The organism is Vibrio olivae, assembly GCF_042428525.1.
Classification (GTDB): domain Bacteria; phylum Pseudomonadota; class Gammaproteobacteria; order Enterobacterales; family Vibrionaceae; genus Vibrio; species Vibrio olivae.
In genome coordinates, this window is record NZ_JBHMEP010000002.1 from 484,577 (window position 1) to 510,326 (window position 25,750).

Here is a 25,750-nt window from a genome sequence, read left to right on the forward strand (position 1 = left end):
ACCGTCGGCCTCAGTCGTCATCAAGATGATCAAGCGTGAAAGGAAAGCTGAGAATGTCATAAAAATCCATAGAGGGCGTTGATTTCTCAAGGCCTTGTCGGTGCCAAGGGTAGATGGCAAACATTTGGCTCAAACTGTAAAACACTTGGTGGGCTTGTTCATCATTTTCCGCTAATAATAGAGCAATTCGGTTTTGACTCAACCGGGTAAGAAGATCCCGAGTTTGGCAAAGCGAGTGCGCCAGCTCTGTGCAGATCTCGAGTACTTTGTTGTTGCTGTGCTTAATGACGATAACCGAATGACTGGCTTTAGACATCGCCGTTTTATGCAGAACTAATTGCTCCCACCAATAGGTTTCTGACACCATTTGACTGAGCTGTTGCTCGGGATCAAATTCATGCTGACGGCGAACTCGATTAATTAACTTGCGCGCACGCTGTTCCATTTGACGCTTTGAGGTCCGCGCTTTGTCAGTGCCTACCCGCAACGTTTGTTCACGTTGCATTTGCAGTGAGAATTGACGGTATTTTTTGAACGCGACGAGTGCCGCCTGATAGTGACCAATTTCTTCTGCCACCAAGGATTGCTGATAGCAAATCTGTGACAGCAATTCGCCATTATCAAACTCAGAGGCAGAGACCTCGGCCAACATCAGTAGCTCTGAAGCCTTTTGAGGATTTTTACGCAGCAGTTCCAGGCGAGCTCGGCTGATATAGGAATGCGACTTCATCCATGATAAATCATGTTTTTCGGCAAGCTCTTGCGCTTTTTGAGTGGCTTGCTCTGCTTCTTTGATACGCTCTAGCCCGAGCAACGCTAAGCCGCGAAAGTCCCAGATTTCTGCATGCCAAGTTTTATCATCATGATAGCGCAAAGCTTCTGCTGCACCATCAAGCACCGACAACATATCAACGAACTGATGGAGTAAGTAGTGATCCCATGCCAGCAGAATCCGCGCTTTGCCTTCGAGGTAATTAATCCGCATATTATTGGCGACAATCACCGCTAATTCATGCGTTGAACGCGCGAGTTGATATTCATTGGTCATTCGCCACACATTGCCCAAACCAATTAAGCTTTCTATTTGAATTTCGGTTTCGTCGGTGAGGGCAGACTGCTCAAGGGCATTAATCCAAAATTGTTGCGCGGAATAGTATTGGGCTTGCCCCCAATAATGGAGAGCGTGAATATGAAGAATTTCCGGGACATAATCATCGGTATCAAGGCCACTTAACTTTGAATAAGCGTCTTTGATTGACTTGAGACCTTTGCGGTAATCCATCAAGTGCCAGTAACATAAGGAAATAACGATAAGGGCACGGATTCCCCCTTTGGGGTATAACATTGTGTTGGCATCTTCAACGCATTGCTGAGCTTCAATTAAAACCGCTCGTGGATCACTTTCCACTTGTTGTTTTAGCTGTTTCAACTTGGTGTCTAGCGAGCGTTGGCTTTTGTCCAAATCAGGTCCTTACGTTGTGCGGCAACTTAATTCCTAAGTATTATAAGAATAGGCGAGACTACAACTCTAGCAAAATACGCAAAACACCTGACTTTTAATGGTCAACTTCACATTTATTCTGTCTCTAAGCCAGTAAATCCTTAAGTGTCAGAGGTTTTGTCGTTAATCCTAGCTGTTGAGCAGCGGTTTCACCTTCTTTACTTTGGTAGCAAAGGTTGTGCCAAGCTCGGAAGATATCGAGTAAAGGAAGCAAGCCTCCAGGACGTAATTTACGGCGGGGTTCGTTGATGAAGTCTTCAAAAAGAGATTGAAACCGTTGTTGGTAGGATTCCATGCTGCGCAAACTGGCTCGAGTTAACCATTGCTCAGGTTTGTCGTTGTCGCCTGCTAAATAGCAAATGCCTTTTGATGCCGCCTCTTGATTCGCGATCGCCCATCGATCACGCCACCAACCCATATGGACAATATCAATTTTGTCGAAATAGAGCTGAGTACGCCACTGTGTGTCCTCTTCAACATACATAAGATCCACATTATGGTGCTGAATACGAGGTAAACATACACTCAGCGCAGCAGAGCGTAGAAGGGGATCTTGCGGAAGATAAATCGACACACGTTTATCACTCTGACAGAGATCGAGTACATGTAAAAAGTGAGCATAAGAGGTATAAGGTGCTCGAATCAATGCCCCTTTGGAGGGGTAGTGAAATTGCGTCAAGTTACCAATCGGGTCTTCAACGTTACCTCGTGCAAGAATCGTTTGGTATTGGCGGTCAATGCGCTCATGCAGCGCTGGAATATTTTTCATCGGAGCTGAATGGGCTTCCGGCGAATATTGCGGTGAGACAAAACGAGCAGGTGAATGGAAAGGGTCATGGTCAATGGGCCCAACTGGCTTTTCATTGGCTGAGTAGTTCACGTGTTGGCATAGCACATAACCGGATGGCGCGTCACCGGTCACCATCCATACAACACCGTTATTACTTTTGGGTTGTAACGGGATATAGTGCGAGGCTAATTCATAGTGTTGCGCGTGATTGACCCATCGAGCATCAAAGATTGCTAACTTGCGCCGGCAACGACTGGCGATGTGATCAAGGTGGTCGTAAAACGTCTTGGGATTGATGTTGAGACGCCGACATATTTCACGGACGGAATAGCTCATAAATAGCAAGCCAAGCAGCGACTCCTGAAAGTCGAGCTTATTATTTACGCCGGACCACTTATCGACAAATGTTGATTGACAAGCTTTACAGCGATAGCGCTGACGATCGCCACTGTAACCAAAAGCATGGTAGAGGTGTTTATGAATGTGCACCGAAAAACCGACGTTTTCACATTGTTGGTTACGACAGGCTGGCAGCCCGTCACTGTGTAACTTTCTGAGGCGAGTCAGCTCTGTTTCAACGTCATAGTTATTAAGTAAAGGGGGGAATGCGCCGCATTCACGGCAAACCATCGCCGGACGCTTTGGGTTTGCATGTTGCACAATGTAACCCTGTGCATCGCTCAAGCCAAAGTTGTCACACGCCAATGTTTTACAAAAGTTGAGTTGTAACCCGTCTGCGTCCGCAGGCAGCTGTCCGTTTGGCACAATCTCCCCCTTATTCATTGTGTTACCCAATCCGTGGTAACGTTATGAGCGTTATAAATTAATCGCTGTTTCCAGCGCGACTTTCATCATATCGTTGAATGATTTTTGACGTTCTTCAGAGCTTAACTTTTCACCGCGGATGATGTGATCAGAGACCGTTAAAATGGTTAAGGCTTTAGCGCCGAGATCCGCGGCAACGCCATAGATGCCCGCCGCTTCCATATCCACGCCCAAGATGCCAAGTTTGTTCATTTTTTCGAACAGGTCGGCTTCCGGTGTATAGAACAGATCCGCAGAGAAGACGTTACCGACTTTTACGGGGACATCTTGCGCACGCGCTTGCTGTACCGCTGTTTCAAGCAGGCCAAAGTCTGCCAGTGCGGCAAAATCATGGTCATTGAAACGAATACGATTGACTTTCGAGTCGGTTGAGGCGCCCATGCCAATGACAACATCCATTAGATTGACGTCATCACGCACTGCGCCACAACTGCCGACACGAATAACATTCTTTACACCGTATTCAGCAATGAGTTCATGAACATAAATACAGCATGATGGAATGCCCATACCATGGCCCATCACTGACACTTTCTTACCCTGATAGGTGCCTGTGAAACCAAACATGTTTCTCACATCACACACTTGTTTAACATCTTGCAAGAAGGTGTCTGCAATATATTTTGCACGTAATGGATCTCCGGGCATCAAAACGGTTTCTGCGAAATCACCGGGTTGTGCATTAATGTGAGGGGTTGCCATAGTGGATACTCCAAAATAGTTACTATGTTTACTTTTTCTGTTGAGATACAGAACACGATTTAGAGACGATTCTATTCTGTAAATCCGGCTATCCATGAGATGTTAGTCACAAAAATCTCGGGTATTCGTTATTTTTAATCGCTTGATAACGATTTATGTTGAAAGCGGTAAAGCAATCGTTTTGCTGTTTAAATGACAGGGCAGTGATCGTTTTTCATTTAATGCTGTACAAGTTAAAAACTTGTATAAGTTTTGCTGATTGTGCTAATACTTATACAGAAAACATTTTTGTATAACTTGGGTGGCAGATAATGGATTCACAAATTTTGGTTGGTATCAGTTCATGTGTACTAGGTGAAAAAGTTCGTTTTGACTCTGGTCACAAAGCCAGTGCATTCGTCAATAAGGAGTTATCGCCTTATCTTGAGTTTGTGTCGGTGTGTCCAGAGGTGGGGATCGGTCTACCGGTTCCTCGCCCGACGATTCGGCTCATCTCCGATCAGGAAAGGGTGGCGTTGGTTGAAACGAAAGATGCCAGTAAGGATTATACCGACGCGATGGTTGACTTTGCGCATCATAAAGTCGACGAGCTATCGCAAACCAACCTTTGTGGCTACATCGTATGTGCCAAGTCTCCTTCTTGTGGCATGGAGCGAGTCAAAGTATATGGTAACAACCATGCAGAAAAAACCGGCGTGGGCCTGTATACGCAAGTGATGTTGGAGCGTATGCCGTGGTTGCCTGTTGAAGAAGATGGTCGGCTTAATGATCCCGTGCTTAAAGAGAATTTTATTACACGTATTTTTTGTCTTTATGACTTTTATCAGTCCATGGGGGATGAACCGACTCGGGGGAAAATTATTGATTTTCACTCGCGTTATAAGCTGACACTGATGGCTCATCACCCAGATTCTTATCGTGAGTTGGGTAGGCTGGTTGCACGTATTGCTGACTACGACATCAAGGAGTTTGTGCAACATTATCGCCTTGGTTTAATGCAGGCAATGGCGCACCGAGCTACACGAAAGAATAACACCAACGTATTGATGCACCTGCAAGGCTACTTCAAGCGTGTATTGAATAAACAGCAGAAAGCCGAGCTTAGAAAGGTCATTGATGACTACCGTGTTGGGCTGATTCCATTACTGGCACCGCTTACCCTGATAAAGCATTACTTAAATTCATACCCTGATGGCTATTTAGAGCAACAAAAGTACTTCCAACCTTATCCTGAGGAGCTGCGTTTACGCTATGGATTATAAATCTTCGAACGTTGAAAAGTGGTATGCGATTCGAGAAGTTTCTGAGATGACAGGGGTTAAGCCTGTTACCTTAAGAGCTTGGCAGCGACGCTATAACTTGATACACCCGCACCGCACTGAAAAAGGGCATCGGCTATACAGCCAAGCCCATATTGACCATATTCGCTTGATTCAAAGTTGGCTTGCAAAAGGAGTGGCGATTGGTAAGGTCAAAGAACTGATTGTTGGCAATCAGCCGCTGCATGCTGAGTTGGAAGCATCGCAGGTGCAGCGAGAAAGCATTGATACGTTACTCAATGCGTTGGCTCAGCTTCAGCTTGCCAAAGTGAAGGCCATGATTCGAGGTATTTTAAAAGAGTACCCGATAGCCATGATCGAAGCCCGTTTGGTGGATCCCATCATCCAGTCGCTAAGCCAAGTTAAAAAGCCGCAGCGCTCGTTGCAGATGGGCCTGTTCCAGTCGGCGATGATTACGGCATTGAGTGCGATTCTCGAATCAGAAAATAAAGCGGCGCATAAAGGGGGCTGCTTAGTTGTAAATTGTGAGGCCTCGGGTTGTATTGGCGCATGGATATGGGCGATTTCGATTGCTGGTCAAGGGTATACCGTGACCATGCTCGATGGCGTGACCGACTTGAGTGGATTGGTCACCCACGCCAGTTTAGATAATCAATGGCTGGCTATTTATGCCAATCATACGTTACCTGCCACGCAGAAAAATGCGCTCAAGCAGTTAGGTATTCAATTGGGTGAGCGATTGATGCTATCACCTTTGCTCAACGCCTTTGACAAGTCACAGGAGCCCGTATGAATTTGGTATGGTTACGGCGCGATTTACGCGTCGAAGACAATCGAGCTCTATATGAAGCATTGCAGACACATCAACCAGTAACCGCTCTCTATATCGCGACACCTGAGCAGTGGCAACAGCATCATATGGCCCCGATTCAAGCCGATTTGATTGTTCGTCGATTAGGGGCGTTGAGGGATGACTTAGACGCGCTGAACATTCCTTTGCTTTATCAAGAAGTGGCGGATTTTAATCAAGCGGCACAAGTTGTGAGCGAATTTGCGGAAAAGATAAAGGCTCATACGGTGTGGGTAAATCGTGAATATGAGCTCAATGAACAGCGTAGAGATGCTTTGTGTGAACAGCTGCTAGAGCGCCGGTCTATCGACTTTAAAAGTTTTCATGACAAATGTGCTTTGTATCCAGGACAAGTCGTTAACCAGCAGCAAAAGTATTTCAAAGTATTTACACCGTTTAAAAAAGCCTACTTAAAGCAATTTTACTCCCAGTCTCTTAACGTTCTAAAGCCGAGCGTAGGCCCTGACCACACATTACCTGACGCATTACATTCTGCACGATTTACACCAGAGTCTACGTTTAGCTATTCGCGCCAATCGAGTGAGCAATGGCCAGTCAAGACCGACGAGGTGATTCATCGATTGAGACGCTTTTGTGCAGAGGATGCCGATGATTATCACCAGCAGCGTGACCTTCCTGCGTATTCTGGCACCAGTTGTTTATCTCCGTACTTAGCAATTGGTGCGCTCTCTGTTCGTCAATGTTTTGCTCGGCTCGCTTATGGGCTGCCGTCGCTGACGGAAGGGCGTGAAGTATGGCAAAGTGAGCTTATATGGCGTGAGTTCTATCAGCATTTATTGTGGTTTGAGCCTAAACTGAGTCGAGGAGAGCCGTTTTTGGACTGGGGACGTCGGCTGACTTGGCATCATAACGACTCCGACTTTGAGGCGTGGAAGCAAGGGAACACCGGTTATCCGATAGTCGATGCCGCCATGCGACAATTGAATAGTACCGGATGGATGCATAATCGCTTAAGAATGATTGTTGCCAGTTTCTTGATTAAAGATCTACATATTAACTGGCGACACGGCGAAGATTACTTTATGCAGCACCTCATTGATGGTGAATATGCGGCGAACAATGGCGGTTGGCAGTGGTGTGCCTCAACTGGCTGTGATGGACAGCCTTACTTTCGAATTTTTAATCCAGTGACTCAAGGCGAGCGATTTGACCCCGACGGCGAATTTGTTCGTCATTGGATCCCTGAATTGTCTGAGATTCCAGACAAATTTGTGCATCAGCCTTGGAAATGGGACAGGGTAAATTTATTGTCATATCCCGCACCGATAGTTGATCACAAGTCAGAAAGAGAGATAACCTTGGAACTCTATAAACAAGCGAAGGATGGGAGTTAATGCTACGTAAATTATTGTCTTTATGTTGGTGTATCAGCAGCGCCGCATTTGCCGTTACTTATGAGTTGCCACCTGAAGACAGTAGCATCGTTGGACGTACGGAATATCATATTGTGAAGCAAGGTGAAAACTTGTCCGATATTGCTAAACAATATGATGTCGGCTTTCTCTCTTTGATGGCAGCAAACAAAGGGGTTGACCCTTTTGTGCCTCAGGTTGACTACGTATTGACGATCCCCAGCCGTATTATCCTGCCAAATGTTGCGCGTAAAGGCATCGTAATTAATCTGGCAGAACTTCGTCTGTACTACTTTGAGCCAGATAAGAACCAAGTCCATATCTTCCCGGTCGGAATTGGTCGTATAGGTCGTGATACGCCAGAGATGGAAACTAAGATCAGCCAAAAAAGGCCGAATCCAACGTGGACGCCACCAATGTCAATTCGCAAAGAGTATTTAGCGAAAGGCATCGAACTTCCACAAGTGGTGCCCGCTGGGCCTGAGAACCCGTTGGGAGAGTTTGCAATGCGCTTGGCGTATGGCGCTGGGGATTATTTGATCCACGGTACTAACAAAGATTTTGGTATTGGTATGCGCGTCAGTTCTGGGTGCATTCGAATGGATCCAAAAGACATCAAATGGCTGTTTGCTCAAGTCCCACTGGGCGAGAGTGTCAAAGTCATTGATGAGCCCGTGAAGGTCGCTCTCGAACCCGACAGAAGTGTCTTTCTTGAAGCGCATGAACCCTTAACTCGTAGTGACGGGTCTAAGAAAGATCTTAAGATTCCAACTGAGCTTCGCTGGTGGCTGGATGAATTTGAGTTGCCAGACACCAAAGCGCGCGCCGTGATTCTAGCGCAAAATGGCGTACCTACTGAAATTGCCCCGTCCGAGATGCTTGAGCAGTAATCGTCAAAATATGAATAAAAAGCGCAGCAAGGGCTGCGCTTTTTTACATGTGAAGTATTTGTCGCACCGATTTTATACGGCGCCAATATAATAAAGGGCCTGCTAAGCAGACCCTTCTTCTATCAGTATTTAACTAAATTTCGATTACTTAGTGTAATACTTAGCTGTTGTTGATATCTAGTGATATTAACAATTGTTCATGTATTTCAGTATCTTAATATCTGTTGTGTTCATCAGTGCTGCTCAATAGTTACCAGTGTTGAGAAAATTTGTCGCCATTTTGCCGCCATTTTTATTGTTGTGAAATGGAAGTTGAGCGGGTCTTAAGTCATTTTGGGAAGAGAAATAAATTAGTGATGTTACTTAATTGACTAAAGCACATTGCTTTACGTGATGACTAGAATTTAGAACAGCCCTAATGGCTAGTTTTTATATATTTAATACATCAAAGGAATCAATAAGTATCTAATGCTAAAGAATTGAAATGGAGTTGTTTGTTGCATTTTATAGTGACATCTATTGCATATAGATGGATTCGAAGGACTAAAATTTGAGTTAGTTTAAATTTAAGGTTTTCTTCAGTAAATCTTAAGTTAATTAGAACAGAATACTGAATATATATTTCTTTAACCTTTTGTGTTTTATGTTCAGTAAATTCGGATTTTTCAATAGCTTACCTCGCTTTTACCTCAAGACTACATCAGTAATCATCTTTCTTGCATTGTACTTTGGCACGGTAATGAACTACCCCGTGCTTACCAAAATTTTCGAATTGAGTGAGAACGCTGCTCATCCTTGGTTTCCTTACACGGCACCATTTTTACTTTTCTTTAGCTTTCTGATTATCTTTTCTTGCCTCGCTGTACCGTATTTATTCAAACCGCTAATGGCGATTATTATGTTGACATCTGCTGCTGCTTTATACGCAGCAGTAAACTTTCAAACTATGTTTGACACTACCATGATGGAAAATGTGTTTGAAACAAACTATGCCGAGGCCTCCTTTTATATCAATACTAGTTCGTTACTTTACATATTAGTGTTTGGTGTTGTACCAACAATTTTTCTATTTATGGTGGACATAGTTCCAGAAAGGCGCTGGTTTAAAGCTATTCTTTCCCGCATAAGCGTTGTGATTGTAGGAATAGTGGGGATCGTCATTATTGCTACTATCAGTTACAAAGATTATGCGTCAGTGGGGAGAAATAATAAGTATCTGAGTAAGATGATAATTCCGGCCCATGTTTTTAACTCAGTAAAGTATCTTGACCGGACTTACCTAACAACAGAGTTAGCTTATAAAAAACAAGGCTTGGATGCGCATGTTTCATCTACTGAAAATGGCAAACCAACTTTGGTAGTCGTCGTTTTAGGTGAAACTGCCAGGGCGATGAATTTTAAATATAACGGTTACCAGAAAAACACCAATCCTTACACTGAACACTTGGGCTTTATCTCTTTTTCTAATGTATCTTCATGTGGAACCTATACGTCTTTATCTGTGCCTTGCATGTTCTCCAATTTAAACCGTAGCAATTACGATAAACGTGAGGCAAAAGCGCGAGATAATGTGCTTAATATATTTGACCATGCTGGTGTCGATGTAATGTGGATTGACAATGATGGCGGAGATAAAGGTGTTGCCCAACAGCATGGTTTACCTTACATGGAGATTGACGCATCACTGAAAAACGAGGACTGCAACGGTAAAACTTGTTTTGATGCTGTAATGCTAGAGCATGCTAATGAATTTATTACGCACAATCAAAATAGCAAGCTTTTAGTATTACACACAATTGGAAGCCACGGTCCAACCTATTGGCAGCGATACCCAAAGCACTTGGGCCAATTTACTCCGTCCTGTGACCGTAGTGATATTGAAAAGTGTAGCGATGAAGAGATTGTGAACGTCTATGACAATACCTTGGTCTACACGGATTACGTGCTTTCCGAAGTAGTGAAGCAGCTAAAAAATTACGCAGACCACTATAACGTAGCCATGATGTACATTTCCGATCATGGGGAATCTTTAGGTGAAAAAGGACTATATCTTCACGGAACACCATATGCCATTGCACCCATAGAGCAAACTCAAGTTCCTTGGTTGATTTGGATGCCTGAACAGTATGCCTATCAGAAAGGTATCAGCACCTCCTGCATACGTAGTGAAGCTGAAACCAACCATTTCTCTCACGATAACTTTTTCCACAGCCTACTTAGTTTTTATGGTGTCCAGACTGAGCTTAAGCAAGCTGAACTAGATTTCGTTTCATCTTGTCAGGAAAATCAACATGGATAAGAGTATGCCCACTAACACGTTAAAAAAACGAACTGGAATAACCCGGATTCTTTACACGTTTATACATAGTCTTAATGGTTTCAGGTGGTTAACGAAAAACGAGACAGCATTTCAACAAGAGTTAATATTGTTAGCTCCACTGACAATATTGGCTATTTATCTAGATATCAGTTTGATGCACACGATCACAGTGATTGTGTCAATGTTATTTGTGCTTTTCGCCGAGATGGTTAATACCGCCATAGAGGCTGTCGTCGACAGAATAGGGCTAAATTACCATCCGTTATCTGGGGTTGCGAAAGATATTGGCTCTGCGATGGTTTTTCTTAGCATGGTAATGTGCTTAATGATATGGGGGGCCGTATTGTGGAGCCTTTAAGAATACATATTAAGATGTTACTAAATAAAAAAGTAGAACTGAGAACCATACTCACTATTGCTTTGGTGATGGTAACCAATCTCTTATTACTAAGTCTCTCTCGCAGCGTACTATCCATTTGGCAAGCTGAGCGGGTATTTGCGGATTCTGACTATCTCAACATCTTCATAGGTGGTTTTAGAATAGATCTGTCAACAGTGTGTTATGCATTTGCACCAGCAATAGTTGCATTGATGGTGCTGAAACTTCTCCATGTAGAGAGAGTTGTATGGCCTTTGATACGGATTTATTTAGTGGTAATAAGCGTGATGATTGCTTTCTTTGAGGTGATCACCCCCACTTTCATTCTTGAGTATGATTTACGACCCAACCGTTTATTTATCGATTATTTGCTTTATCCAAAAGAAGTTCTGTCGATGCTATTTGGTGGCTATAAAACCGAAATTATCGTGACGCTGTTAACTTTGTTTTTGTATAACAAAATAATTTCACAAATTTTGGCAACAGCGGAAAATGTAAAGTGGAGAGTTGGAGCATTTTTACGCTGTGGTATCTATTTTCTAGCCTCAATTAGCATATTCTTGGGAGCTCGCGGTACATTAGAACATCGTCCAATTAATCCAGCTTTTGTTGCTTTCTCTACTGATCATTTACTTAATGATCTAAGTATTAACTCGATTTACTCGGTTGGGTTTGCTTGGAAGCAATTGCTGCATGAAGACTCCAGTGAAGAGTATTATGGGGCACTACCTCAAGAAACATTGTTGAAGGCTATCTATCAAAGTCAACAGACACAAAATGTTATGTATTCTTATGACGATGCGCCAACAAAAACTTTTCATCAAGCTACTTATCCTGACCGCAGAAAGAATCTAGTGATTTTACTACAAGAAAGTTTGGGGGCTCGCTATGTTGGTGCTTTAGGCGGTTTGCCTTTGACTCCAAACTTAGACCAACTTATGGAATCGGGCTGGAATTTTACTAATTTGTATGCCACAGGAACGCGTTCAGTGCGTGGTATTGAAGCAGTGATTACTGGGTTTACTCCAACACCAGCACGTTCAGTGGTTAAGTTAGATAAGTCTCAGAACAACTTTTTTACTTTGGCCAGCTTTCTAAAGCAACAGGGGTACTACACTCAGTTTATTTATGGCGGCGAAAGTCATTTTGACAATATGAAAACTTTCTTTTTAGGCAATGGTTTTAGCGATATAGTCGATATTAACAGCTTTCAAAAAGTTAATTTTTCTGGATCGTGGGGTGCATCGGATGAAGACCTATATGATCAGGCAGATTATGAATTTACGCAGCTTGCCAGCCAAAGCAAACCATTTTTTAGCTTGGTTTTTACGTCGTCTAATCATTCACCGTATGACTATCCGGCAGGAAAAATAACCCCTTATGAAAGTCCGAATGCGACTAGAAATAACGCGGCTAAATACTCAGACTATGCGTTAGGTCAGTTCATTAAAAAAGCCAAGCAATCTAATTACTGGAAAGACACTATCTTTTTGGTAGTAGCGGATCATGATTCACGAGTTTCTGGCGCTGATTTGGTGCCAATTAAACATTTTCATATACCAGCGGTAATTTTTGGTAAGGACGTTACAGTAAAACAAGAAGACCGCTTAGCCAGTCAAATTGATTTACCGCCTACTTTATTGTCCTTAATTGGCGCATCGGGGGAGACACCAATGCTTGGCAATGATTTCACTAAGCCACTAGCTGACAACCAACCAAGAGCTTTATTGCAGTATGATAAGAACTTTGCTTATCTTAAACAGGGCAAAGCTGTTGTTTTTCAACCTAACAAAGAGCCATTAGTTTTTGACGTTAATAATCGCGTGTTGACACCGAGTCAAGCTGATACGGCCCTAATAAAAGAAGCTCATGCTTACGCCAACTTCGGTTCAATGGCGTATCAGAAAGGTTGGTACAGTCCTTAATTCCCGCATTTGTTTTAAGTATGGTAGCATATTCCAATGCTAGGTATTGGACTTGTAAAAAGCATGAAACTATTGATTATAGAAGACTCTGAACCGTTACGACGTAGTTTATGTGTAGGGTTAAGCAACCTAGGATTTGCGGTTGATGATAGTGGTGATGGAGCTCAAGGTCTTAGTATGGCTCTAGTTAATAACTACGACGCCATCATTCTTGATATGATGTTACCTAGCCTTGCAGGGATGGATGTTCTTAAAACATTAAGAAAACAGAAAGATGCTCCCCGTATTATTATCTTGTCTGCCAAAACTCACACTCAAGACCGTATTGAAGGCCTACTTGAAGGTGCCGATGATTATCTAACTAAGCCTTTTTCGTTTGAAGAGCTGCATGCTCGTATACTAGCAATAACTCGCCGCAACTTTTCACATTCAATGGACAATCATATTCGAATTGGTGATTTTGACCTCGATGTTGCAACCAAAATCTTCTGCTACCAAAATCATACGATTGAACTAACTAAGAATGAATTTAAAATCGTACAATGCTTGTTTCATGCCAAAGGAAGAGTTATGACGATTGAGATGATTAGCGAATCTGTGGTAGGTAGTTTTGATTATTTATCAAAAAATACCATTGAAGCGCATTTATCCTCAGTCAGAAAGAAAGTGCGCCAGTTTGGTGGTCTACTACCAGTCAAGAACAAACGCGGTTTTGGCTATATAATTGAAGATGATTGTTGATGTGGTCACGGCGTGAATCCAATAAATCAATTAAGCGTAGTCTGCTTAATTCGCTGTCTCTCGTTTTCGGTTTGATCGTATTTGCGGTTTTTCTAACCGTTGATATAAATGTTGATGGTTGGGTAGATGAGCAATTTAACCAATCATTAATTAACCGAACTGAGGACCTCAAAACCTATTTTTCCGATCCCGATCATCGTGTACCGAATGCACCACTAACTCAGTTCAATCCCGAGTTTAATCGGGGGGATGCTCATGAATTTTATCAGTTATGGCAAGGTGATATACTACTATCCCAATCCCCTTCATTGGACGACTTTCCTCATATTGATAAAATCAGGCAACGGATAGCTTTTAATACGACGCAAGTCATTCCGACCACGTTACCAAATGGGTTGAGTGGCAAGGCATCGTTATCATCTTTTGGGTCATTAACAACAAACCAACCCCCATTGTACTTGGTGTTTTATAAGTCCGATAAGGGCGTAGAGCAAATGCTGCTGCTTATTGACATTTTATTGGTCATTGGCTTTCTTAGCTCGGTAGCACTAATGCGCTATTTAGCTGTGATTATTGTTGATAAAGGTCTAGAACCTTTGAGTTTTTTGAATGAGCAGTTAAAAGCACTTTCTGAGAATGAAAAGCACGAAGTTCCAGTTCAACTTCCCTTGTTCAAAAATACCGTTGAAGAAATTGAACCGATTCGTCAGCAGATTAATAGCTACATACAGTCCAATTCGTCTTTGTTTGCGAGAGAGAAGAGAATCACAGGTGATATCGCTCACGAGTTGAAGACGCCCATTTCTGAAATATTGGCTCTGACAGAAGTCTATATACGTTATCCGGATGATCCAAGAATTAGTGAAACGTACCAACAAGATATACTTTCAATTGCAACCCGAATGAAAAACATTGTTGAAAAGCTTTTATTATTGCAGCGCTCAGCGAACTTCGAACTGCATCAAGAGACGCTTGAGATCGATAGTCTGATTTGCGATCTCCTAGATGAGTTCTCTTTTAAATATAGTAATTTATCCGCCATAGTAGAAACTAATATTCCTACTGAAGCCAAGCTTTATAGTGATAGGTTTAGTCTGGAGACCATCCTGTCTAATCTTTTGGATAATGCTCTTTTTTATCGCCAGTCAGACTCTCGCGTTCAAATTTATGTTTCATTAAGTAACCAAGGAATGGATATTGAAGTCATCAATCAGATGGATGTACTCCTCGGTAGAGAGCAACTTGATAAGTTGACTGCACCGCTTTATCAGGTAGATAGTTCTCGAACGGATACGACGCGATATGGGTTGGGGCTATCGATTGTAAACAATTTATGCGAGTATAACGGCTATAAATTAACTATCCAGCAATTAGAGGATAGGAAGCAATTTGTAGCCAAGATCCATATTTCTAATTTCAACGTTAGCCCTAAAATACTAAGTGATTCTTGTGATGCGACTCATAGTTGAGTTTATGGCTAAAGACCCAATATGGAAATAGGATTAAATTCAGATGCCTGAATAAGGTGATCGGGTGAGAAGTGCGAGTAACGCATCGTCATTTTAATATCACTGTGACCAAGAATTTTTTGCAAAACAAGGATATTACCTCCTGCTTCCATAAACCGACTTGCAAAAGTATGACGAAACACGTGAGTACTTTGCCCTTCTGGTAAATCTGGAAAGGTCTGGTTGATGATATACGCAATTCCATGAACACAGTTTTTAAACAGTCGATCTTTTTCACCTGTACGTTCAAAGTCAATGAGTTCGTTATAGAGCTTTTCTGTGATTGGTACGGTTCGGTTCTTTTTACTTTTGGTATCGATGAATGTGATTTTGTACTTGGTTACTTGCGGAAGGCGGAGATTGTTAGCTTCTGAGATTCGTGCGCCTGTCGATAAGCAAATCTTGCTTATCAGTTCAAACTCTTTGGCCCGTTTACTTTTACTGATCCTTTCAAAGAGCTTAATAATGTCCTCATTCGAAAAAAAGCCCATTTCTGATTCAGTCACAGGAATCTGTTTCACACTAGAAAGTGGGTTTGGTTGATTCCACTCACCTAGAGAAATCAGTTCGTTGAATACAGCACGCAAACGTCTAAGATCGAGGTTATTGGTTGACGCTGATGTCAACTTGCCTGTCTCAATATGCTCATGCCTATGTTTAGCTTTTCTGCTAGCTCTCCAGTAAACAAAATCTTTTGCAGTGAATTGGATCGCGAATGGATTACCTAGTTCATCGGCGATAGTCAGTAAGCGAGAGTATATTTCTGCGGCGGATTTTAAGTGTTTACCGTGAAGTTTGTACCAGAGTTCTACTAAATCTTTAAGTGTGCGTAAATCTTTCTTATCACCAAGCCAAGGTTTTTGGTCCACCTCTTTCATTGTGAACTTTTCAAATGCAAGCGCTTCACCTTTTGTGGCAAAGCGTTTTCTAATCCGCTTTCCTTCTCGGCCCTGCGGATAACACTCGCAGAGCCATGGCTTTTTATTACCGTCTTCTAGTTTACGAACAGACATCTACACTTCTTCTGGAATTTAGCCAGTTTTAATCATGGTTTCGAATTTTCACTTGTTTGAGCTCAAAACACTCCGAGTTGAAAAATTCTTTCTATTATTTTTTCTTCATTTCCGCAGCCACACGGCCAAGGACTTTTATATCTTCTTCGGATACTTCAATCGTTGAAGTATTAAAGGCGATCGCCAATTTCTTACCAGGTAATCGTTGTAGATAATTTATAGATAAACGCCCATCCACATCAATCAAGTAGTCACCAGATATTGGATCGACAGAGTCTTTATTGATGTAGTAAATACCTGCGTCGTTTTCAATGACTTGAGTGTTTGTTGGTTTTAGACCAAAGCGTTCAAGAGTTGCCAGGTCTAGAGACATACTACCGGACTTTTTTAATGAGCCATCTTCAAGCTCGTAAGTTGCTAGGTTCTCATTCGAACTACTACCAGAAAAAGGTTCTCCTTCACCAAGTGCAAGGTACTTGACCGAAGCACCAGAGTTCAAATGCTCCCTAACGATAAGCTCAAACGGCGTTCTATCGTGAGAGTGCCATGTAATGATAGTAGAACGTGGGATACCAAAGTAATCAGCTAATTGGTTGTACTGCTCGCAATTCGTCACTTCCCTAAGTTTATCAGTGAATTCACGTCCTTTTATGTATTCAAAAGGCGGTACTTTTGCTGGAATTCTACTCATTTATGTTCTCATGTTGTCAAAGGTAGTCATTGGTAAATGGGTCAATATGTATTTTTACAACTAAAATAAATGCATTTAACTATTGATAATGAATGCAAATGCGATCTATTATGTTGTCGAAAGCAATCATCGATGCGCCATGTTGAGTCAATACGCATCAAAAGAGTTTCAAACAAGTAGGATAACACTTATGTCTAGTATTCAAATAGCGGTTGATACGCCTTTTTGTACAAAAAAAGAGTTTTTGCGTCGTACTGGTTGGTCATCTTCATCGCTTGACCGAGCAATTAATGCTGGCGAAATCCCTATCTTAGAAAAAAAAGGTAGAAGCAGTAGCGTTCTAATCAACTTAGTAAAGCTTTACCAACGTGCTGCGGAGCAAAAAGTATGAGTTCCGTGGTCTCATCTAAAACCAAACTCAATCTCCAAAATGTATCGAATGAGTCTTGGGAAGATAAGAATCTAAATAAATGTCCTCTATGGCTTAATGTTATTGGTTGGACATTCATTCTCGTACCGTTTTTCTTCAATTGAGTATTAGTTATGAATGCAAATGACTCAATGTGTGTATTACGTGAACGCAAACAACAAGCTTTTAATGCAGCTTGCTGTGATTTTGTTATTAATCACGATATTGAAGCAATTGCTAGGAAGCTAGAATTAAACGGCACGATGCTTCGCAACATGCTAAACCCCAACCAACCGCATGTGCTTAAACCTGTGGTGCTTGCTTCTATCAGTCGTGTCTCTGGTGATTACTCAATAGTAAACACGCTATTTGCAGATGATGGCGTTGTAACCGTTCCATTGCCCGAAGTAGAAGGTGAGCTGAACTTTCTTCAAAGAGTTTTAAAGTTAAACGCCCATTCCGGTGAGCTTTCTAGTGATGCGTTAGCCATGTGCACCGCAGAGCGTTTACCACGATCTAAAAAACGCAAAACCCTCGCTAAAGCGCAAGCTGCTTTAGGCAATTTGGTTTTGCTTATCAATGATCTTGAACATCGCACCACAGGCCTACAGCCACTTGTGCAAATGGGCACAGACTTTTTGGCGAATGGTGCACCGATGCCTGGCTTAGCTTAAGGAGTCACGATGAATAATCTAGCCACAGTTCAACCAGAAACCTTGCCGACAGCTCAAGAAAGCATTGCGGCTTGTAAATCACTTTTCAATGGACAACACACTCGCGCCACGTTGAAGGGAATGTGGAGCAAAATGCCACCCCGTTTTCGCGGCATGATCCTCATCGCTGGCGATCTCAAAGCGTCTGAACACGTTCGAGAGTTCGATAGCTTCACCGATTTAGAGCTCACAAAAATTCGCCGTGGTATGCAGCTAATAAAAGAAATGTCCGTCGAGTTTGATAGCAAGCTGGGCGACGTTCGCCGCCTCAAGCATTACCAATTCAGTAATACGCATTAAACCTTGCCAACCTTTGCCCCTGTAGCCGGGGGCTTTTTTTCGCCTTGATGTAGGAGTCTATAAGTGAATAACACGATTACTGATATCGCATATAAAAGAGCGATCCTCGCCACACTAAGCAGCCTGACTGCGTTGGCTTTTGATAGCGCTGATATTGTGAGTATTCGAATTGAATATTCTTCAAGCCTGCACTTAGTCAATATGATCGTTTTCTCTCAGTTCACCACACATCGAATCAACCATGCCGTGATGCTCGAAGCAGACAAAGCCCTAGAGGATTTGCTGAAAATAGAAGATGACCTAATCGACCTCATTGCTCAATACCGTGATCAAACGGAGGAAGCATGATGCAATACGCCGCGATAACCCTTTGTCCCGATGGCGGAATCGTTCGTCATGAAGACACACAAGAAGTCGCCAACGTCCTTATTAGTGAATTCGATTCGCTGCAAGACGCCGTCAATCAAGCCTGTATTGTTCTGAATTGTAATGTCCTAAATCCAGCCGATCGCGGGATCATTAGCAAAGGCCACGGTAAAGGCGGGTTTATGTTGGTGACCACGCAAGAACTTGTATCAGCATGATCCCCAGAGCTGAATCGACCGAAATCGAACTCTTTGACTTTCCCTGGCAAGCCCCTTTAACACCTGTTGAAGCGGGCTGCTTGGCGTCTCGGTTTTCCTCTTACCAACCCGAGCCCGAAGACCTCTCTGTCATCGAGCGACAAATGTTCGAAGTAAACCCCCGCGATCATGAATGGCGCAAAAAGTTCTTTCAGGATGTGCCGGTGTACTTAGCGAAGTATTTCGCCAAGCGTTACATTGAGCTATGTAAAAAGGCCGGCGCGAAAGTCGCAAATACATTTCTACGTCAAAAAATGGCACCGGCGACTGCCCGTGTCCGTTTAGTCATGCAGAAATACAAAGCACTACCAACGACAAACAAAGTGGCTTTATTGTCTAAAGAGCACGGTGAGGTCGAAGACCCGTTTCACCCCGTGTTTTTTACAGAATATGGCCATCCAGAAGATATTGAGCACAAGCAAGTGTCGTTTGACTTTGAGCAAGCGGAAAAGAACTACAAGGTAGTGAGAAACCGGATCCTTGTCGAACTTGAGCAAGATGAATTGCGAGAAATGGCGTTTAAAATTTCCGAGATAATGAATGCGCGCTTTCAAGTCATCAGTGGAAAAATTTCAAAGTTAGACGTTGAAGCCATCAACGAAACCTTGCCAATCAGCGAACACTATATACCTGAAGTTGATGGGTATGAGCAACTGGCTCAATTTGTCGAAGAGTTCGGCATTAAAGCGCCTCGCAAATACAAAAAGCAAAACGCACTCTCAGCGCTGAATGATATTTCACGCATGCTCAGCGACAAATGGTGGCTCGATAGACTCGTGAAATCGCGCAAAATTATGCGTGAGCATCTCGCCATTGCGATGGGCCAAGTCTCTTCAAAAGCCTCACCGTATGCTTCTTGGGATTGTGTTCGTGAGCACCAGGACCAACAAAAGCGCAACTGGGATTACATCAAGCAGCGTGAGCTCTTTGATGAAGAGACCGGTGAGCAAGCTGATCTTGCGGAGATGGTACTAAAGAGCGTCTCGAATCCAGCTATTCGACGACACGAACTGATGGTGCGTTGCCGTGGTTGTGAAGACATTGGCAACGAACTGGGCCTGCAAGGGTTGTTTCTAACCTTAACCACGCCGTCCAAATATCATAACTCTTACAAAAAGGGTGGATTCATTGACCACTGGAGTGGGGCCAGCCCACGTGATGCCCAGTTGTACCTCAATAAGGTTTGGCAACGTATCCGAGCCAAGTTAGGTCGTGACGAAATCCGTTGGTTTGGTGTTCGTGTTGCAGAGCCCCATCATGATGGCACGCCACACTGGCACCTGTTGATTTGGGTTAAGCCGGAAGAGGTTGCCCAAGTGCGTGATATCTTTATTTCCTACGCCACGCTAGAAGACCGGCACGAACTCCACCCAGAGTTTGAAAAAGAAAAGAAAAAGCCATTTCGAAAAGGGACGTACATTGGTCCTATGGATTATCGACCACGTTGTGACTTTGGTTTGATTGACCCAGAGAAAGGCACAGCGACAGGCTACATCGCCAAATACATTTCTAAGAATATTGACGGTTTTGCGATGGATGATGACGTCTCGGACGAGACCGGAAAATCAGTCAAAGACATGGCAAAAAACGTCAGCGCCTGGAAAAGTCGCTGGCGCATTCGCCAATTTCAGTTCTTTGGTGGGGCGCCCGTGACAACCTATCGTGAGCTGCGCCGTTTTGCTAACCACAACAAAAAAGCCTTTATGGACTACCTCTTTATGCAAGAGCGCGTTGATTTACTCACCATGTATTCGATGCTGCAACGTGAATTGGTAGGGCCGATTAAGCCAAGTCGTTTAATCAGTAATAGAGAGCTGATTGAGGTCATTGGCAATCGCTATCAGGCTCGAGTTAAAAACGGTGATGCTAGTGTAACCGACACGCTAAAAGCGGCTGATGAGGGTAACTGGCAAGGCTACATCATGGGGCAGGGTGGACCATTCGTAAAACGCGATGATTTACTGATTGTGAATTCGTATGAAGTGTTGCCATTTGCTTCACCACACGGTGAAGAAGTCCGCAAAATCGAGGGCTTCAAAACACCAGAAACCACCATTAAAACTCGCCTTAAAGTCTGGACGATTCAAAAGAAATCAGAGTTGAACGATGAAGCCGAAGCGTGTGCCCAAGGGAGCGAAGCGACCGAAATTGGCGGCTCTGCCGCCTCTCGGAGTTCTGTCAATAACTGTACGGGGCCCCGTGAAGGTCAAGTCTGCGATCAGCTTAATCGGTTACTCAGTCCAAACCAAAAATTGGGTAAATCTCCACCGGTTTATGATGAGCCGGCCATTTCTGCGTTACTCAAAGGCAGCAGTTTGAAAATTGATGAAGAGAAAAGTATTCAAATCCGCCCAGCGGAGGTGGATAAGTATGGGAATCGACGGCCCGCTCAGTTAGTCGAAGTGCGTAGAGAGATTACCGATAGCCAAAATTGGACACAATTTGAAGGGTGGGATAAGGCTTTAGAAACCGTCGAAAGAAGTGAATACAAGCAGCCGAACTTATCCATATTTCCAGAGTTAGACAGTGACTGGCCAATGATGGAGTAACGTATGTACAACCATCATTTTTATATCGCCATTTTCTAATATAAAAGGACTAGTTAATCCATGGGTAGAAACCTGTATGGATATACAGTATATTACTGATAAGGTTGGTAAGGATATTGATATGTCGGATAAAAAACAATTATTTAAAGATACTCTAGACATGGTCATCGATGGTGTATCGTTAAGTACGCATGAGAAGAGAAGAGGACATGTCGGAGCTTACGTTCTTGAGTTGTTGCTAAAAGACAACCCAGAGCTAGCGGATGAGGACGATGTTAAAACCGTTCAATCAATTATCGGTATGGCAGATGATCAGGAGAGCCCAGCATTTAAGCTATAAAATAGATAGCTGGTCTTGAAGTTCCTTAATTTGCTCTGGTGCTAAAGCTTTGACCATTTCAAATGTAAGTTGAGAAGTGGTTTTAGCACTGGGGCTAAGAGTATGGCTAAAAGACAAGTTCATAACGAAACTATGGCCACATTCTGGGTCGCTACATGAACAGTATAAATCAGCATATTTAGAACTGATTCGGTTCGATTTTTGAATGCAACTTTTCGCGCCACACTCAGGGCAAAATACTCTCATTAACTAACCCAATGTACTAAAATTATCATTTAATGTTACCTTATTTACTGTGTTTTTGTACAGAATTTAGGCTGTGGATTTTAGTCGAGTAGTAAAATAAGTAGAAAAACTTTCCTTTTCCTGCCCCTGCCACTGGTTTGGGGATCCGAAGTAAGTGTGCAGCTTACTTTTAACTTAATAATTGGATAGTGGCAGGCATATAGTGGTTGCCAATTACCAGAGTAGTTGGCTTATTTTAGCTCTATCTACGTACCATTTTTTGATAATTACTCGATGAGACTCCTTATATAAAGCGCTTTGTCAACTTCTATTGATAATAACAAAGAATCATAGTGACAATATGTAAAGGGTTGTTACAGTTTTGCTAGCTCATGAATCCAAAACCTACAACATGTAATGGCTTTAATTATCCGACGTCTGTATATTTTTGGTGGAACAAAAATATACAGACGTGGTAACGCTGAATTCATATCTTTGATGGCTGGAAGTAAAAAACTCTCTCAATATGACTTAAACGATTATAATTTAACAGCTTTTCCAGTTGCGACTGTCGTATAATAAGATCATTTTTTATAGCCGAATATTCTTCAAACAAATCAGCCCTAAAAAAAAACCTGTTAAAGTTGTCACTATTAACTGAAGATAAACTTTTTTCAATAAGTTCTAATTCAGAAGTTACTATTTTTATATCCATACTTTTCATTATTATTAAAAGTCAAGTGACAATCATTACAACAAAAGTTTCTTGACAGCTTAAAATGTTAATATAGCATTAAATTTGTTTAATAAATATTAAATTTTAGTTTTTTATAATTATTTTCAATGCCGTAAGAATTTAATTTACCCTCCACTCTTTTTATAAAATCATCAGAAATAAAACGTGGTTCTTGATATTTTATTTTACTAAGGATGGCATATGGAGATGGTTAGTCCGCCTCTCTTGTTGTGGTATCAAAGTGAAGTTGTAGTGATGGGGTTCGCATGATTTCTGGGTCACTGTTCACCTCATCCATAATGAGTTGACACACCGGAATGATTTCATCTTTTGCGTACTCACTGCCAATTTTCGTTGGGTCGCCAAGGCTGGTTGTCCCTTGTGGAATGATGCCAGCTTTACCTACTGGGAATCGGTGGCCCACTAAAATATCCTGAGCGGTGATGTTCTTTATTCGCTCAAACTCATCTTTCGTGGCGATGTCGCCAACCGGTATCAGCTGAATCCCTTTTTCGCCGCCGTTGGGGATATTGACAAACATGCTGCGAAAATTCCCCACGCCTTTTGAGCTCGCAATCTTTTCTTTCAGCATTTGCTCATCGTCATCACTGAGGTTGGGGTCCGTGGCGTAAAAGATAAAGCCCATGTGCGCGCCGTTTTTATAGTAGCGGCGGCGAAATAGCGTGGCGTCTTTATTGAGTAAGCTGCTTTGCAAACTGCCCAGGTAATCGGGCAAACCATAAATCTGTTGCTGCAAATCTTCTTGCGGCAAGAAAATGATGTCTTTGGCTTTATAGGTGCGCTGGATGAAGTCACGCTCTAACAGCGCAAAATCCCCATTTTTGCGGCGGCGCAGGTACATACTTGGTAGCGGAAACAGGCGAACCACACGGCCAAACCCATCACGAATCTTAAGAAACGCCGCATCCCCAAAGGTGAAGTAGTTATTGCAAAAGGCTTGCACGTGCCGGCGTTTGGCACCGCCTTTGATAAAACGAGCCGCGACGTAATTGGCGCGCGCTTTTAAAAGCGAGCCATGGTAGGCGTTGGCGCGCGAGGTTTCTGCAAGTCCCTGGCGAGAAATCGGCGGCTCCCAATAATCCTCGCCTTCGTTGTAATAGAGCTCCGAATAAGCGGTCATCCAACTGTTGGCGTCGACCGCCTCCGGTGACGAATCGATATGATAAGCCGACGTTGAGGCGTCGCCAGGTTGGTATTGTGTGGTCAGTGTGTCGGTCATGCTGCAGTGGCCCAGGTTGATTTCGTTGGTTTGGCGTGGTCTAACGGCTCATTAATGATCGCGTGCGAGATAGCCCAGAATGCATCGGCGTGTCCGGTGGTTTCGCTACGTTCGGCTTTAAAGGTCATGGCGTTGCCGCTTTGGGTTGGTACTCGTTTGATGGCCATAAATGCCATTGCGATGTCTTTGTGCTCGGCATCAAATTGCAGGCGCTTGGCCTCAACGATGTCGATCATCTTCATTACCAAACGGTTTTTGTTTTCGTTGCTGTAGTGAATGGCATGCGCTTCTCGTGGGTGGCGTTTGCTGATGAGGTCCCACACGCCGCCGCCAATGCCGGTGGTATCGATGCCGATGTACGAGACTTTGTAGCGCTCAAACACTTTATCGATTTCCGCCACGTGGTATTGAAAGTTAAGGCCCTTCCAATAATGCTTTTCTAACACCCGAAACTTTTCGCCCGGCACCACGGGCGGTGCTATCACCACCAAACACGCGTTGTCTCGAGTGCGGCTGGGGTCGTAACCGAGCCACACTTCACGCCGCGCAAAGGGCAATTTGGTTTTGGGTTTAAAGTCCTGCCACTGGGCCGAGTCGACCATGCCTTTTTCCAGATCGGAGAATCGAAAGACGGAGAGGGCGCCATCGACAAAAATACACATAAAGAGGTTATCGAAATCGTCTTTACTGTATTCATCTTGAAGCTCTTCGATATCGAAAAGGTCACAGCCGCCGGCGGCCGCATCTTCAATGGTGACGACGTAACGCCACTGTTTATCTGGGCAGAGCACGCCACCATTGCGGTACTCATCAAAGGTCGGAAATTCAATGTTGGCGCGCGAGTCTTTGCCTTTTCGCCATTGGTCACCCGTCCAGAACGGATACGCCTGGTGCATTTTCGATGACGGCGTTGAGAAATAGGTTTTACGCCATTTCTTGTGCGTGGCCATCGCCGAAGCGAGTTTGTTCAGCTCATCAAATTTTGGGATCCAAAAGTACTCATCGACGTACACATGGCCATGATAACTTTGCGCGGTTTTGCTGTTGGTCGAGAGAAATCGCAGCTCGGCGCCGTTGGATAAAATAATCGGGTTCCCACTGAGCTCAATGTCTAAGAACTCTTTGGCAATCGCGATGATGTAACTGCGAAACACTTCGGCCTGGGCGCGCGAGGCGGATAAAAATATCTGGTTGTCGCCGGTTAAAATCGCATCTTCTAACGCCTCACCACTAAAGTAATAGGTGGCGCCAATTTGGCGAGACTTGAGGATGTTTCGAATTCGCTGCGTAATGTTGTCACGCATGATGTGCTGATATTCAAACAGCGAATCATGCCAGGTCGCAAAGTCCTCAAGCGTCAGCTCACTAATATCATTCTTCTTACGTGACTTTTTCTTGTTGCTCGGGGCGTTAGCGCTCTTTGAATGCGATCGTTCTTTCTGCTTGCGACTTTGTTGGTGTGAATTCGAACTGGATTGCAAGGGTTGATCGCCTTGCTGCTTTTCAAGCGCGCGTTGTTTCTTTAGCGCGGCGTGATGTTTAATCAGCCGATCTAACATATCGAGCTGGTTTTTGCTCGGCTCGGGCAGCTCGAGCAACGTCTGAATGCGATTGGAAATCGCCTCATCGATGGTTTGTTCACGCAGCATATCGCGCCAACCAAATTTGTCGGCCCAGTAATAAAGGATGCGCTCATTACCCAGCTTTAATTCGGTGGCGATTTCACGTGGCGTCCAGGCTTTTAAGTAAAGCGCTCGGGCGGCTTGTCGTACTTCGGGAGAATAGGCCATACGCGCATCATACGCTGTGAAATGTGGCAAATGACGG

The 25,750-nt window shown here is 43.4% G+C and carries 24 protein-coding genes; 16 read left to right on the plus strand and 8 right to left on the minus strand.

Annotated elements, in window-relative coordinates:
• Positions 1-10: 10 nt before the first annotated feature.
• The 3 genes from ACFFUV_RS12005 to deoD all read right to left on the minus strand — a co-directional run bounded on the left by ACFFUV_RS12005 (position 11) and on the right by deoD (position 3,818).
• Positions 11-1,462, minus strand: coding sequence for a hypothetical protein (locus ACFFUV_RS12005; protein ID WP_390192928.1), 1,452 nt, complete (start codon positions 1,460-1,462; stop codon positions 11-13).
• 124 nt (positions 1,463-1,586) lie between these two features.
• Positions 1,587-3,056, minus strand: coding sequence for a transposase (locus ACFFUV_RS12010; protein WP_446697913.1), 1,470 nt, complete (start codon positions 3,054-3,056; stop codon positions 1,587-1,589).
• A gap of 51 nt (positions 3,057-3,107) precedes the next feature.
• Positions 3,108-3,818, minus strand: a complete 711-nt coding sequence (deoD, locus tag ACFFUV_RS12015; RefSeq protein ID WP_390192932.1) for a purine-nucleoside phosphorylase — start codon at positions 3,816-3,818, stop codon at positions 3,108-3,110.
• Between the two features lie 311 nt (positions 3,819-4,129).
• Here deoD and ACFFUV_RS12020 point away from each other — a divergent pair, with 311 nt between their 5' ends.
• The 9 genes from ACFFUV_RS12020 to ACFFUV_RS12060 all read left to right on the plus strand — a co-directional run bounded on the left by ACFFUV_RS12020 (position 4,130) and on the right by ACFFUV_RS12060 (position 15,045).
• Positions 4,130-5,080, plus strand: coding sequence for a YbgA family protein (locus ACFFUV_RS12020; RefSeq protein WP_390192934.1), 951 nt, complete (start codon positions 4,130-4,132; stop codon positions 5,078-5,080).
• Positions 5,070-5,891 carry a MerR family transcriptional regulator gene (locus ACFFUV_RS12025; RefSeq protein WP_390192935.1) on the plus strand — a complete coding sequence of 274 codons (822 nt, stop codon included), beginning with the start codon at positions 5,070-5,072 and terminating at the stop codon, positions 5,889-5,891. The genes ACFFUV_RS12020 and ACFFUV_RS12025 overlap by 11 nt, the downstream gene beginning before the upstream one ends.
• A complete protein-coding gene (phrB, locus tag ACFFUV_RS12030; RefSeq protein ID WP_390192936.1) occupies positions 5,888-7,303 on the plus strand; it encodes a deoxyribodipyrimidine photo-lyase in 1,416 nt (471 codons plus the stop codon). Before ACFFUV_RS12025 ends, phrB begins: the two co-directional genes overlap by 4 nt.
• Entirely contained in the window at positions 7,303-8,211 is a 909-nt protein-coding gene (locus tag ACFFUV_RS12035; protein WP_390192939.1) for a L,D-transpeptidase family protein, read from the plus strand. Before phrB ends, ACFFUV_RS12035 begins: the two co-directional genes overlap by 1 nt.
• A 643-nt stretch (positions 8,212-8,854) precedes the next feature.
• Positions 8,855-10,510: a phosphoethanolamine transferase gene (locus ACFFUV_RS12040; protein WP_390192940.1), complete on the plus strand. Its 1,656-nt coding sequence runs from the start codon at positions 8,855-8,857 to the stop codon at positions 10,508-10,510.
• A 4-nt stretch (positions 10,511-10,514) separates the two neighbouring features.
• Positions 10,515-10,889: a diacylglycerol kinase gene (locus tag ACFFUV_RS12045; RefSeq protein ID WP_390193306.1), complete on the plus strand. Its 375-nt coding sequence runs from the start codon at positions 10,515-10,517 to the stop codon at positions 10,887-10,889.
• A 14-nt stretch (positions 10,890-10,903) separates the two neighbouring features.
• Positions 10,904-12,835, plus strand: coding sequence for an LTA synthase family protein (locus ACFFUV_RS12050; protein ID WP_446697914.1), 1,932 nt, complete (start codon positions 10,904-10,906; stop codon positions 12,833-12,835).
• A 63-nt stretch (positions 12,836-12,898) separates the two neighbouring features.
• A complete protein-coding gene (locus tag ACFFUV_RS12055) occupies positions 12,899-13,576 on the plus strand; it encodes a response regulator transcription factor (RefSeq protein WP_390193312.1) in 678 nt (225 codons plus the stop codon).
• The gene (locus ACFFUV_RS12060) at positions 13,576-15,045 is read left to right on the plus strand and encodes a sensor histidine kinase (RefSeq protein ID WP_390192941.1); all 1,470 of its coding nucleotides are present in this window, start codon (positions 13,576-13,578) and stop codon (positions 15,043-15,045) included. Before ACFFUV_RS12055 ends, ACFFUV_RS12060 begins: the two co-directional genes overlap by 1 nt.
• An 8-nt stretch (positions 15,046-15,053) precedes the next feature.
• Here ACFFUV_RS12060 and ACFFUV_RS12065 read toward each other — a convergent pair whose 3' ends face one another.
• On the minus strand, positions 15,054-16,097 hold the full coding sequence (locus ACFFUV_RS12065) for a phage integrase (protein ID WP_390192943.1): 1,044 nt from the start codon (positions 16,095-16,097) through the stop codon (positions 15,054-15,056).
• Between the two features lie 94 nt (positions 16,098-16,191).
• On the minus strand, positions 16,192-16,788 hold the full coding sequence (locus ACFFUV_RS12070) for a phage repressor protein CI (RefSeq protein ID WP_390192944.1): 597 nt from the start codon (positions 16,786-16,788) through the stop codon (positions 16,192-16,194).
• Positions 16,789-16,978: 190 nt separating this feature from the next.
• Between ACFFUV_RS12070 and ACFFUV_RS12075 the strand changes: the two genes are divergently transcribed.
• The 7 genes from ACFFUV_RS12075 to ACFFUV_RS12105 all read left to right on the plus strand — a co-directional run bounded on the left by ACFFUV_RS12075 (position 16,979) and on the right by ACFFUV_RS12105 (position 21,722).
• Entirely contained in the window at positions 16,979-17,179 is a 201-nt protein-coding gene (locus ACFFUV_RS12075) for a Rha family transcriptional regulator (RefSeq protein WP_390192945.1), read from the plus strand.
• Positions 17,180-17,331: 152 nt separating this feature from the next.
• Positions 17,332-17,871 carry a phage regulatory CII family protein gene (locus ACFFUV_RS12080; protein WP_390192947.1) on the plus strand — a complete coding sequence of 180 codons (540 nt, stop codon included), beginning with the start codon at positions 17,332-17,334 and terminating at the stop codon, positions 17,869-17,871.
• 9 nt (positions 17,872-17,880) lie between these two features.
• The gene (locus ACFFUV_RS12085) at positions 17,881-18,210 is read left to right on the plus strand and encodes a hypothetical protein (protein ID WP_390192950.1); all 330 of its coding nucleotides are present in this window, start codon (positions 17,881-17,883) and stop codon (positions 18,208-18,210) included.
• A gap of 63 nt (positions 18,211-18,273) precedes the next feature.
• Positions 18,274-18,558, plus strand: coding sequence for a hypothetical protein (locus tag ACFFUV_RS12090; RefSeq protein ID WP_390192952.1), 285 nt, complete (start codon positions 18,274-18,276; stop codon positions 18,556-18,558).
• Positions 18,558-18,794 carry a hypothetical protein gene (locus ACFFUV_RS12095; protein ID WP_390193315.1) on the plus strand — a complete coding sequence of 79 codons (237 nt, stop codon included), beginning with the start codon at positions 18,558-18,560 and terminating at the stop codon, positions 18,792-18,794. Before ACFFUV_RS12090 ends, ACFFUV_RS12095 begins: the two co-directional genes overlap by 1 nt.
• Positions 18,791-21,382: a replication endonuclease gene (locus ACFFUV_RS12100; protein WP_390192953.1), complete on the plus strand. Its 2,592-nt coding sequence runs from the start codon at positions 18,791-18,793 to the stop codon at positions 21,380-21,382. The genes ACFFUV_RS12095 and ACFFUV_RS12100 overlap by 4 nt, the downstream gene beginning before the upstream one ends.
• A 76-nt stretch (positions 21,383-21,458) precedes the next feature.
• Entirely contained in the window at positions 21,459-21,722 is a 264-nt protein-coding gene (locus tag ACFFUV_RS12105) for a hypothetical protein (protein WP_390192955.1), read from the plus strand.
• Here ACFFUV_RS12105 and ACFFUV_RS12110 read toward each other — a convergent pair.
• From ACFFUV_RS12110 to ACFFUV_RS12120, 3 genes are all read right to left on the minus strand, one after another.
• Positions 21,717-21,968 (minus strand): Ogr/Delta-like zinc finger protein, encoded by a 252-nt coding sequence (locus ACFFUV_RS12110; RefSeq protein ID WP_390192957.1) that lies wholly within the window; start codon positions 21,966-21,968, stop codon positions 21,717-21,719. The genes ACFFUV_RS12105 and ACFFUV_RS12110 overlap by 6 nt on opposite strands.
• A gap of 926 nt (positions 21,969-22,894) precedes the next feature.
• Positions 22,895-23,923: a phage portal protein gene (locus ACFFUV_RS12115; RefSeq protein WP_390192960.1), complete on the minus strand. Its 1,029-nt coding sequence runs from the start codon at positions 23,921-23,923 to the stop codon at positions 22,895-22,897.
• Complete coding sequence (locus ACFFUV_RS12120) at positions 23,920-25,713, minus strand: terminase large subunit domain-containing protein (RefSeq protein ID WP_390192962.1); 1,794 nt, start codon at positions 25,711-25,713, stop codon at positions 23,920-23,922. The genes ACFFUV_RS12115 and ACFFUV_RS12120 overlap by 4 nt, the downstream gene beginning before the upstream one ends.
• Between the last annotated feature and the right edge of the window lie 37 nt (positions 25,714-25,750).

What these genes read in the sequence shown, in the direction of transcription:
- ACFFUV_RS12120 (WP_390192962.1), bottom strand. Translation starts at nt 25,713, where the DNA reads ATGGCCTATTCTCCCGAAGTACGACAAGCCGCCCGAGCGCTTTACTTA.
- ACFFUV_RS12085 (WP_390192950.1), top strand. Translation starts at nt 17,881, where the DNA reads ATGAATAATCTAGCCACAGTTCAACCAGAAACCTTGCCGACAGCTCAA.
- ACFFUV_RS12100 (WP_390192953.1), top strand. Translation starts at nt 18,791, where the DNA reads ATGATCCCCAGAGCTGAATCGACCGAAATCGAACTCTTTGACTTTCCC.
- ACFFUV_RS12105 (WP_390192955.1), top strand. Translation starts at nt 21,459, where the DNA reads ATGGATATACAGTATATTACTGATAAGGTTGGTAAGGATATTGATATG.
- ACFFUV_RS12065 (WP_390192943.1), bottom strand. Translation starts at nt 16,097, where the DNA reads ATGTCTGTTCGTAAACTAGAAGACGGTAATAAAAAGCCATGGCTCTGC.
- ACFFUV_RS12025 (WP_390192935.1), top strand. Translation starts at nt 5,070, where the DNA reads ATGGATTATAAATCTTCGAACGTTGAAAAGTGGTATGCGATTCGAGAA.
- ACFFUV_RS12035 (WP_390192939.1), top strand. Translation starts at nt 7,303, where the DNA reads ATGCTACGTAAATTATTGTCTTTATGTTGGTGTATCAGCAGCGCCGCA.
- ACFFUV_RS12115 (WP_390192960.1), bottom strand. Translation starts at nt 23,923, where the DNA reads ATGACCGACACACTGACCACACAATACCAACCTGGCGACGCCTCAACG.
- ACFFUV_RS12050 (WP_446697914.1), top strand. Translation starts at nt 10,904, where the DNA reads ATGTTACTAAATAAAAAAGTAGAACTGAGAACCATACTCACTATTGCT.
- deoD (WP_390192932.1), bottom strand. Translation starts at nt 3,818, where the DNA reads ATGGCAACCCCTCACATTAATGCACAACCCGGTGATTTCGCAGAAACC.
- ACFFUV_RS12060 (WP_390192941.1), top strand. Translation starts at nt 13,576, where the DNA reads ATGTGGTCACGGCGTGAATCCAATAAATCAATTAAGCGTAGTCTGCTT.
- ACFFUV_RS12075 (WP_390192945.1), top strand. Translation starts at nt 16,979, where the DNA reads ATGTCTAGTATTCAAATAGCGGTTGATACGCCTTTTTGTACAAAAAAA.
- ACFFUV_RS12020 (WP_390192934.1), top strand. Translation starts at nt 4,130, where the DNA reads ATGGATTCACAAATTTTGGTTGGTATCAGTTCATGTGTACTAGGTGAA.
- ACFFUV_RS12040 (WP_390192940.1), top strand. Translation starts at nt 8,855, where the DNA reads ATGTTCAGTAAATTCGGATTTTTCAATAGCTTACCTCGCTTTTACCTC.
- ACFFUV_RS12055 (WP_390193312.1), top strand. Translation starts at nt 12,899, where the DNA reads ATGAAACTATTGATTATAGAAGACTCTGAACCGTTACGACGTAGTTTA.
- phrB (WP_390192936.1), top strand. Translation starts at nt 5,888, where the DNA reads ATGAATTTGGTATGGTTACGGCGCGATTTACGCGTCGAAGACAATCGA.
- ACFFUV_RS12045 (WP_390193306.1), top strand. Translation starts at nt 10,515, where the DNA reads ATGCCCACTAACACGTTAAAAAAACGAACTGGAATAACCCGGATTCTT.
- ACFFUV_RS12070 (WP_390192944.1), bottom strand. Translation starts at nt 16,788, where the DNA reads ATGAGTAGAATTCCAGCAAAAGTACCGCCTTTTGAATACATAAAAGGA.
- ACFFUV_RS12110 (WP_390192957.1), bottom strand. Translation starts at nt 21,968, where the DNA reads ATGAGAGTATTTTGCCCTGAGTGTGGCGCGAAAAGTTGCATTCAAAAA.
- ACFFUV_RS12095 (WP_390193315.1), top strand. Translation starts at nt 18,558, where the DNA reads ATGCAATACGCCGCGATAACCCTTTGTCCCGATGGCGGAATCGTTCGT.
- ACFFUV_RS12080 (WP_390192947.1), top strand. Translation starts at nt 17,332, where the DNA reads ATGAATGCAAATGACTCAATGTGTGTATTACGTGAACGCAAACAACAA.